The 3,202-nt window shown below is 43.3% G+C and carries 6 protein-coding genes; all 6 read left to right on the top strand.

The window, feature by feature from the left end; all coding sequences use genetic code 11:
• On the top strand, positions 1-184 hold a 184-nt coding region (locus ED901_RS13250), incomplete at its 5' end, for a phage virion morphogenesis protein (RefSeq protein ID WP_122096309.1).
• 366 nt (positions 185-550) lie between these two features.
• Entirely contained in the window at positions 551-766 is a 216-nt protein-coding gene (locus ED901_RS25235; protein WP_122096185.1) for a hypothetical protein, read from the top strand.
• Positions 767-813: 47 nt separating this feature from the next.
• On the top strand, positions 814-1,992 hold the full coding sequence (locus ED901_RS13240) for a reverse transcriptase family protein (protein ID WP_122096184.1): 1,179 nt from the start codon (positions 814-816) through the stop codon (positions 1,990-1,992).
• The gene (locus tag ED901_RS13235) at positions 1,989-2,201 is read left to right on the top strand and encodes a retron Se72 family effector protein (RefSeq protein WP_205965104.1); all 213 of its coding nucleotides are present in this window, start codon (positions 1,989-1,991) and stop codon (positions 2,199-2,201) included. The genes ED901_RS13240 and ED901_RS13235 overlap by 4 nt, the downstream gene beginning before the upstream one ends.
• Positions 2,202-2,272: 71 nt before the next feature.
• Positions 2,273-2,914 carry a phage baseplate assembly protein V gene (locus ED901_RS13230; protein ID WP_122096132.1) on the top strand — a complete coding sequence of 214 codons (642 nt, stop codon included), beginning with the start codon at positions 2,273-2,275 and terminating at the stop codon, positions 2,912-2,914.
• On the top strand, positions 2,911-3,202 hold a 292-nt coding region (locus tag ED901_RS13225; RefSeq protein ID WP_122096307.1), incomplete at its 3' end, for a GPW/gp25 family protein. The genes ED901_RS13230 and ED901_RS13225, both read left to right, overlap by 4 nt.

Here is a 3,202-nt window from a genome sequence, read left to right as displayed (position 1 = left end):
TGCGGTGGTGGAGTTCACTAGCAGAGTTAAACGAATGGCTGAAGTGCATCAGTACGGCCTGCGAGATCGTCCGAACGTCTGGGCTAAAGAAGCGCCATATCCTGCGCGGCCGTTGTTGGGGCTGGACGCTAAAGATATTGAATTAACTGAAACCGTACTGATTGAATGTTTATCAAGGATATAATACCTATCGGAGATTATATTTGCGCTTACTAATCTTTATTAAGAAATTCTTTGCTTCTGAATTTCAATCAGATTAGTATTAAAACCGCAACATTACAGGTGTATCACGCCTGTTGCCGTTCTTTAAAATGCTAAAGGTCTTCAGGGTAACGATGCCGTAAAAGGCGATCCCACTAGGGATCATGACCGGTCATGCGGGGATATATCGCGTTTATGGATGAAGAGGTGTTTCGCTTCAACTATTCCGCATATTGAACCGACAATTGTCTGGCGTATAGGGTTAGGAGTTGTAAGGGTCGATATAATTTTCCTGAACAGAACTTCGGTCTGGCCGTACCGTCCGGTACGCTACGCGGAGTAATGAAATATGAAGAAGATAAATTATACCTTCAACCTGAAATTAGCATTTGATGTAAAAAAGAAATATACCCCACCTACACTAGAAGGTGGTGGGGTGAATGTGCAAGTCGACCCGAACAAAACCTGGGGGTTAATGACCACGTTAGTGGCTTTGGCTCCTTGGATTGGCCTAATAACCATAATCTTGAAGCTTGTTTACCTATTGATTATGTTTCTAAGCTAATTAACTCCTAACCCATTTACGTCTCAACGTGAATGGGATAGTTTTTCATGGATAAACCCTATTACCCTCATAAACCAATATCTTCTGTTGAAGTATTAGCAAAAACACTTGGCGTGAGTGAACCGGCTCTTAGATCAATAGCTAATAAAGCAGGGAATTCCTACACAGAGTTCTTAATTGAATCTAAAGGCAAGGATAGAACTGTATACGATCCCAAGTTTGAATTAAAAAAAATCCAAAAAAGAATAAACTCAAGACTATTTGAAAATGTCATCTTCCCTAGTTACTTACAAGGTGGAATACATGACAAAGAAAATAGAAGAGATTATGTTGAGAATGCCAAAATCCACTCAACTGAAAAAATAAAATCCCTAATCAATCTAGATATAAAATCATTTTACGACAATATAAAAAAAGCAAAAGTTAATGATATTTTTAAGTATTTTTTTAAATTTCCAGATCCTGTTTGTGATATTCTTACGTCATTGACAACTTATAAAAATAAGGTTCCTCAAGGTGCCTGTACATCTTCATATTTAGCTAACCTTGTTTTTTTTAATTCTGAGTATTTAGAGGTGTCTAAATTAAGAGGCAAGGGTGTTACTTATACAAGGTTGTTAGACGATGTAACATTATCCTCTTCAAAACAGTTGAACGATGAAGAAATTGAAATTTACATCAAGTCTATTCATGGAATGTTCAAAAAACATGGCTTAAAATTTAACAATAAAAAAACCAAAATAGAACATATTAAATCGAAGAAAGAAGGATTTAGAATAACTGGGCTTTGGGTTGGCCATCAATTACCAAAAACAACTAGGAATGAAAGAAGATATATACGACTTCTAGTTAGAATTTGTGAAAATGAATATTCAAAATCAATGTATTCAGAAGGCTATCATGAACTTTGGAATAAGACATCTGGATTGGTGGCGAAATTAAACCGTTTAAATCAATCAAATCACGAATCTTTAAGAACCCGACTAGGGTTAATTCTACCACTTTATGATGATGCTGAAAGAGATAAAATTCTTAGAGAATGTAGGAATTTATTAAAAATTAAAGCCACCATTGAATTAAAGTATGGGCATGTGGATAGTATAAATAAAGCTTATGGTAAGTTAGGCATCCTATCTAGAAATAACAAGTTAGTTTCTAGAATGTGGAGAAAAAAGTTGAAGTCTCACTTCAGAAAGTTACCGACTAAAAGAGACATATGGTTATGAGTGAAAGCCAAATTGAATATGGGGTTGTTAAAACATTTGATGCCTTTAAAGGATGGGGATTCATTACCAGAGATAAAGGGAAAGACGTCTTTTTCTTTTTTACAGAAATCAATAGTGAAGATAAATATTTGTGTGCAGGTGAGCAAGTTACTTTCACAATCGAAAAACACTCTAAAGGCCCAAGAGCATTCAATATAACTAAAGTCTAGGTCCTTTGTACCATCCCTAGAACAACCTCATCAAATTGTATGCCGCCTGACAGGGCGGCATTCTTTTATCCATGAATACATCCATTCCGAAACACGACATTCCGCGCCTGCTGCGCAATCTGATCCGCATTGGCACCGTTGCCGAGGTGGATTTAGTTGCGGGCACCTGTCGCGTGAACACCGGCGGCAACGTCACCGACTGGCTGCACTGGCTGACCTCCCGCGCGGGGCGTTCCCGTTCCTGGTGGGCACCGTCTGCCGGTGAGCAGGTTCTGCTGTTCTGCCTGGGCGGCGAACTCGACACCGCCTTTGTGATGCCCGGCGTTTTCTCTGATGAATTCCCCGCACCGTCTGCCTCGGCGGATGCCGTACACGTCACTTTCCCAGACGGCGCGGTGATTGAGTACGAACCCAAAACCGGCGCGCTGCTGGCAACCGGCATTAAGTCTGCAACGGTGAACGCTGCCGATAAGGTGGCTGTCACCGCCCCGCTGATCACCTGCACGGCGAAAACCCGCATCACGCTCGACACGCCGGAGGTGGTCTGCACGAACAAACTCACCACCGCCACCATCGAGATTAAAAAGGGCGGCACCATGACCGGCAACCTCACCCATTCAGGCGGCAGCATCACGTCAAACGGCGTGGTTGTGCATACCCATAAACACGGCGGCGTCCAGACGGGCGGCGGTCAAACGCAGGTGCCGTCATGAGTAACGCAAAATACATCGGGCTGGCTCGCGACACGGGGCGCAGCGTCGAAGACCTGGCGCACATCCAGCAGTCGGTCAGCGACATTTTGCGCACGCCCGTCGGTTCCCGCGTCATGCGCCGTGACTATGGTTCACTGCTGTCTGAACTGACTGACCGCCCGCAGAATACCGCGCTGCGGCTGCAAATCATGGCGGCCTGTTACAGCGCGATCCTTAAGTGGGAGCCGCGCGTCAGCCTCACCGGCATCACCTTTGAAACGACGTTCGACGGTAAAATGGTGGTGGATA

Source organism: Rahnella sp. Larv3_ips (assembly GCF_003697865.1).
Classification (GTDB): domain Bacteria; phylum Pseudomonadota; class Gammaproteobacteria; order Enterobacterales; family Enterobacteriaceae; genus Rahnella; species Rahnella rivi.
Note: the sequence above shows the minus strand (reverse complement) of the source record. Positions and strands in the feature narration are given on the sequence as shown.